Genomic DNA, 5,918 nt, shown 5'->3' on the forward strand with positions numbered 1-5,918 from the left:
CACCGGATGGGCGCGCCGCGCGCCCAGCGCCATGAACGCCAGCGCGCCCGCCAGGGATGGCAACAACAGCGTGCCGATGCGCCACAGCAGTACCGCGCTGGCCGCGCTGGTCGCCGGCATCAAAGTGCTCAGCGCCAGACCCAGCGCCAGTTCCGCGCCACCCGCGCGGGCCGGCGCGCCAGTCCACTGCGCGGCGTGCAGGGCCACGCCCTGCAGCAGCAGCAGCAGCGCGAACGGCAGCGGATGCCCGAGGCTGGCAAGAATCACCGCCAGCACGCCGTAGCGCGCGCACCACTGCACGGTGGCCAACAGCAACTGCGGCAGCCACAGGCGCACGCCGCCGCGCGCCAGCTCGCGCAGGCTACCGCGCAAACCGCGCCACGCGCGCCGCCACCGCGGCCGGCGCCGACTCAGCACGCACAGCCAGCGCAACAGGCGCCGACGCAATAGCCAGATCAGCCCCAGCGCCAGCAGCAGCAGGCCGCTGGCCAACCATGCGCCATCACGCAGTGCCGGCACGGTGGTCTCGAAGGTGAGCGTCAGCGCCGCCAGCGGCAGCGCGATGGCGAAGAACAAGGCATCCAGCAGCGGATCAGCCGCGCTCACCGCGAGCGCGGCCGGCAACGACACGCCGGCGCGGCGCAGCAGCCACACCGAGGCTGGTGGCCCACCGGCGCCGCCGGGCGTCAGCGCATACGCGGTTTCGGTGGCCAGCGAAATGGCGAGATTCACGCCCGCGCCCGGCGCCGCGCCCAGGCGTCGCAGCAGCAGTTGCTGACGCGTGGCGCGCGCCACGGCCGCCAATGCGGCCAACAGCACCACGCCGCCCCACGCGGCATGCGAAAAATCCAGACTGGCGCGCAGCGCCACCATGCCGCCCCAGGCCAACGGCAAGGCCACGGCCAGCACCAGCGCCAGTGCGCCCAGCCCGAAGCTGCCAAGACGGCGCATCATGCGACGCGCGCCTCGCGCGGGACCGTGAGCTGCATCCGCAGCACCGCCGACTTGGTGCTGCACGCGCGTTCGGCCAGCAGCGTGCGCAGCACGGCGCGCCACGTGCGCATCAGCGCCGGATGTGCGACGTCGGCCGGATGCAGACCCACGCGCAACACCGGCACCCCGCGCGTGGCGCGCAGCATGGCCGCAAGCCAGAGGCGACTGGCGCCGCGTCGCCAAGCGCTGCGCGGCGAGGCGGTCAGCACCGGCGCCGCAACACGCGCATCGTGACCGAGGTCGTACAGCGCACGGTGATCCGAAGTCCAGTCATAACCCGCCGCGCGCAGCGCGCACTGCGTGCCAACGCTGGCCAGCCATGCCGGCGGCACGAAGCCCGCGACACGCAGACCCGCCACGCCGAGCATGTCGCGGCCGCGCGTCAGCCGCGGCGCGGCGGCCGCTTCATCGAGCGCGGCGAACTCGCCCTCGCCCGCGGTCAGCACGCGTCGCCGCAGCCACGCCGCCGGTGTGCGCGGTGCTGGCGCCTGATCCAGATGGATCAGGCCGTGCTGGGCCAGCTCATCGCCCCGCGCTGCACGCTGCTGCAGCGCGCGCGCCACGGCAGGCGCGCTGTCAAAGCCGCCGCGCGCGTGGAAATCGGGCACCAGCAGCAAGGTCAGCGCGCCTGCGCCCAACGCGTCGAGTTCATCCAGCCAGCCGCGGCAGGCATCCCATGTCGCCGGCGCCACATCGTGCAGGGCGATGCACAGCACACCGCTCACAGCGCCAACCCCGCGGCCACGGTGGCAATACGCGGCTGCTGGCGCAGCGCGCGGTAGAACGCCAGTTGCTGCGCGATCACACGCGGCCAGGCGTAATCGCGTTCGACGCGCGCGCGCGCGGCGGCGCCCAACGCGATGCGATCGCACGCATACAGGGCCGCGATCGCCTCGGCCAACGCCTCGGCCGTGGCTGCCCGCGCCAGCACGCCGACACTGGCATCGACCAGCTCGGGCAACGCGCCGGCGGGCACCGCCACCACCGGGCGCGCGCAGGCGAAGACCTCCAGCACGACCATGCCGAAAGTCTCCTGTGTGCCCGCGTGCAGCAGAGCGTCACAACTGGCGAACAGGCGCGCCAGGCGCGCGGTATCAGCCTCATAGGGCAGCACGGTGGTGTGTCCATCCAGGCGTCGCGCGGCGACGCCGCCGACCAGCAGCAGGTGATACGGCGCGCCCAGTCGGCGCACGGCCGCGCGCAGCATCGGGATGTTTTTTTCCGCCGCCAGACGCCCGGCGAATACCAGCAGGCGCGTGCGCGCCGGAAGACCCAGTTCAGCGCGCAGATCGGCACTGGCGCATGCGGGTCGGAACGCCTCGGCATCCACGCCCAGCGGCTGCACACCCACGCGCGCGATGCCGGCCGCAGCCAGACGCGCGGCGATCACCTGGCTCGGCGCCAGCACCGCGTCGTAGCGTGAATACAGGCGCCGCAACCATGCCTCGGCGCTGCGCACGCCGGGTGTGCCCAGATAATGCCCCAGCAGGCGCGGCAGGTCCGAATGCGCGAACGCCACTGCCGGAACGCCCAGTTGCGCGGCAGCCTCGGCGCTGGCCACTGCGGGCAGATACGGATCGCCCGCCTCGATCACATCCGGGGCCAGCGCCAGCAGCGCGTTCCGCCATGCCGTGCGCCGCAACGGCCAGCGATAACCGGCGCGCCCCGGCAGACGCGGGCAGGCCAGCGTGGCGATGCCGCCCGCGATCAGCGCATCGCTGGTGCCGGGCACCAGCAAGGTATGCGTGAGGCCATCCATCCGCGTCAGGCAACGCCGCTTTTCGTGCAGATAGCGCTTCACCCCACCGCTGTGCGGCGCATAAAACAGCGTGGTATCGACGATATGCATGACGGGCCGTGGCGACGTTTGCCGCATTATTGTCCAAGTGCCGCAGGGCGCGCAGGTGACAGGCCCATGTCAGCACGAAGTGCGTACCAGGGCAGCTTACGACTGGACTAATCATTCATATCCAAAACCGGGCATCTGGCCGCGGTTATCAGGTCAATGCCCACGACAGATCCGCGCCACTTTTCTCGCCACAAGCGCGTACACGCTTGTCGCGGCGGTACATCCCGGTGCCGGAGCGGTCCCGCAAACTGCTCTAAACTGGTGCAATGCTTTCTGCCGACGCGCAAACTTTGTGCGAACACATGGCCACAGGACTGGCCGTGCTCGATGCCGAACTGCGCGTGCGTTGGGCCAACCCTGCGCTGGGCGAGCGCCTTGGTCGCAGCGCAGCGCGCTGTCAGGGCGCAGCACTGACCGAGCTGGCGCCGGCGCTGGTCGATGCGGCGCAGCGCTGTCTGCGCGAGCAGCGTCGCCTGTATCTGCGCGAGATGACGCTGGGCAGCGCGCCGGCGCTGCAGGCGCCCTCCGAGGTGCTGCTGCAGCCGTTTTCAGACGGCACGCTGCTACTGGAGCTGCTGCCCGCCGCAGCCACCAGCGGCGCGGATTACGGCCCCGGCCTGCGCACCCTCGCGCACGAGTTGCTGAATCCGCTGGCCGGCATGCGCGGCGCGGCGCAATTGCTGGAACGCGACGCACTGGCGCCAGCGCAGCGCGAGCTCGCCAGCCTGATTCGCGAGGAAGCCGACCGCCTCGCGGCGCTCGCCGCACGCCTGCTGCGCCCGCCCAGCGCCGCGAGCCTGAGCGCTTTTGACGTGCACGAACCGCTGCGGCGCGTCGCCGCGTTGCTGGCCACGCAGCCCGATGCACCGCGCGTGCTGCGCGATTACGACCCCAGCCTGCCGCCGGCGCAGGGCGACGCGGAGCGGATCCTGCAATTGCTGTTGAATCTGGCACGCAACGCGCACGAAGCCGGCGCGCGCACCCTGATCCTGCGCACGCGCGCCGAGATCGGCACGCGCCTGCCTGGCGCGCACCGTGTGCTGCGCATCGAAGTGCAGGACGACGGCCATGGCGTGATGCCCGAACTGCGCGCGTGCCTGTTCGAGCCGTGGGTGTCCGGACGCAGCGATGGCACCGGGCTGGGGCTGGCGCTGGCGCGCGCCATCGCGCGCGAGCACGGTGGCGAGCTTGACTACGCGCCCGCCGATCCCGGCAGCATCTTCGTGCTGCGTCTGCCGCAAGCCGAGGCCATGCCATGAGCGCCACGCTGATCTGGATCGTCGAGGACGACCGCGCGCTGCGCACCGTGCTCACGCGCGCACTGGAGCAAGCCGGCTTCGCGGTGCGCGCGTTCGCTGATCTGGGTAGCGCGCGCGCCGCGCTGGCGGGCGCGTTGCCCAGCCTGATCCTGACCGACCTGCGCCTGCCCGACGGCAACGGCAGCGTGCTGCTCGAGGATCTCAGTGCGCGCGGCGCCAGCGTGCCGCTGCTGGTGATGAGCGCCTACACCGACATCACCAGCACCGCGGCGGCGTATCGCGCCGGCGCCGTGGATTATCTCGCCAAGCCTTTCGATCTGGATGTCGCTGTCGCCAGCATCCGCCGCGCGCTGGTCCCCGCGCCGGGCGAAGCCACGCCCGAGGCCGCGCCACCCGCGCATCCGCTGCTCGGTCAGAGCGCGGCCATGCGCGAGGTATTTCGTCTGATCGGGCGCATTGCCGCCAGCGATCTGACCGTGCTGATCACCGGCGCCACCGGCACCGGCAAGGAACTGGTGGCGCGCGCGCTGCACGAGGAAAGCGCGCGCCGTCTGCGTCCGTTCGTGGCGCTGAACACCGCCGCGATTCCGGCCGAGCTGCTGGAAAGCGAGTTGTTCGGCCACGAGGCCGGCGCCTTCACCGGCGCGCTGCGGCGCAATGCGGGGCGCTTCGAGCAGGCCGCTGGCGGCACACTGTTTCTGGACGAAATCGGCGACATGCCGCTGGCGCTGCAGACGCGCCTGTTGCGCGTGCTTGCCGGCGGCGAGTATTACCGCGTCGGCGGGCGCGAGCTGCTGCGCAGCGACGTGCGCGTGCTGGCGGCCACGCATCAGGATCTCGCGGCCAGGGTCGCCGCCGGCAGTTTTCGCGCCGATCTGCTGCACCGGCTCGATGTGGTGCGCATCGATCTGCCGGCGCTGGCGCAGCGGCGCGAGGATATCGCGCTGCTGGCGCGACATTTCCTGGCCGGCGCGGCGCGCGAGCTCAAGCTGCCGACCAAGCGTTTTTCCGCCGCAGCGCTGCGCGCGCTGACGCAGATGGAGTTTTCCGGCAACGTGCGCCAGCTCGAAAATCTGTGCCGACGCCTCGCGGTGATCGCGCCGGGCCGTGAAATCCAGGCGCAGGATCTGGGCACCGGCGGCGCGCCGCCGGTGCTGACAGGCGGCGATTGGACGCAAGCGCTGGCCGTGTGGGCACGCGCCGCGCTGGCGTCCGGCGGCGAGGCGCACCTGCACGCGCAAGCGCGCGCCACGCTCGATCGCACCTTGCTTGAGGTAGCTTTGGAACTGCATCAGGGTCATCGCCAGAACGCCGCTGCGGCGCTGGGCCTGGGCCGCAATACGCTCACGCGCAAACTCGGCGCCTCGCGCCGCCGTCAAGCCAAGACCAAACTGGAGCCATGATGCACGCCGCGCAACTCCTCATCCGCGATGCCACGCCCGACGATCGCATCTTTCTGGTGGACTGTGCTGCGGCGATGGCGCTGGAAACCGAGCACAAGCAGCTCGATGCGGCGTGCCTCGCGCGCGGCGTGCAGACGCTACTGGCGCAACCAGCGCGCGGGTTCTATCTGATCGCAGAACGCGCCGGCGCGCGCGTCGGCACGCTCATGGTCAGCTACGAATGGAGCGACTGGCGCGGCGGTGATTTCTGGTGGATCCAGAGCGTTTATGTGTTGCCCGAGGCACGGCGCGGCGGCGTTTATCGCGCCTTGCACGTGGCCACGCGAACGCGCGCGCAAAGTGCCGGTGCCGTGGGCTTGCGCCTTTACGTGGAGCAGGACAACACGCGCGCGCAACGCAGTTACGCCGCGCTGG

Annotated in this window: 6 protein-coding genes; 3 read left to right on the forward strand and 3 right to left on the reverse strand. The window is 71.4% G+C overall.

Annotation, left to right across the window (positions count from 1 at the left end; genetic code table 11):
- The 3 genes from ACYDAT_RS15430 to ACYDAT_RS15440 all read right to left on the reverse strand — a co-directional run.
- Window positions 1-954 (reverse strand): lysylphosphatidylglycerol synthase transmembrane domain-containing protein (locus ACYDAT_RS15430; RefSeq protein ID WP_461451260.1); only part of this gene is annotated, 954 nt, incomplete at its 3' end.
- A complete protein-coding gene (locus ACYDAT_RS15435) occupies window positions 951-1,718 on the reverse strand; it encodes a DUF2334 domain-containing protein (protein WP_461451262.1) in 768 nt (255 codons plus the stop codon). The genes ACYDAT_RS15435 and ACYDAT_RS15430, both read right to left, overlap by 4 nt.
- Entirely contained in the window at window positions 1,715-2,842 is a 1,128-nt protein-coding gene (locus tag ACYDAT_RS15440; RefSeq protein WP_461439086.1) for a glycosyltransferase, read from the reverse strand. Before ACYDAT_RS15440 ends, ACYDAT_RS15435 begins: the two co-directional genes overlap by 4 nt.
- Window positions 2,843-3,144: 302 nt before the next feature.
- On the opposite strand from ACYDAT_RS15440, the gene ACYDAT_RS15445 reads away from it, so the two are divergent.
- The 3 genes from ACYDAT_RS15445 to ACYDAT_RS15455 form a co-directional block, all read left to right on the forward strand.
- Entirely contained in the window at window positions 3,145-4,101 is a 957-nt protein-coding gene (locus ACYDAT_RS15445) for a two-component system sensor histidine kinase NtrB (protein WP_461451264.1), read from the forward strand.
- Window positions 4,098-5,504: a nitrogen regulation protein NR(I) gene (ntrC, locus tag ACYDAT_RS15450; protein ID WP_461439084.1), complete on the forward strand. Its 1,407-nt coding sequence runs from the start codon at window positions 4,098-4,100 to the stop codon at window positions 5,502-5,504. The genes ACYDAT_RS15445 and ntrC overlap by 4 nt, the downstream gene beginning before the upstream one ends.
- Window positions 5,501-5,918 (forward strand): GNAT family N-acetyltransferase (locus ACYDAT_RS15455; protein WP_461451266.1); only part of this gene is annotated, 418 nt, incomplete at its 3' end. The genes ntrC and ACYDAT_RS15455, both read left to right, overlap by 4 nt.

The sequence above is a fragment of the Metallibacterium sp. genome (assembly GCF_054637675.1).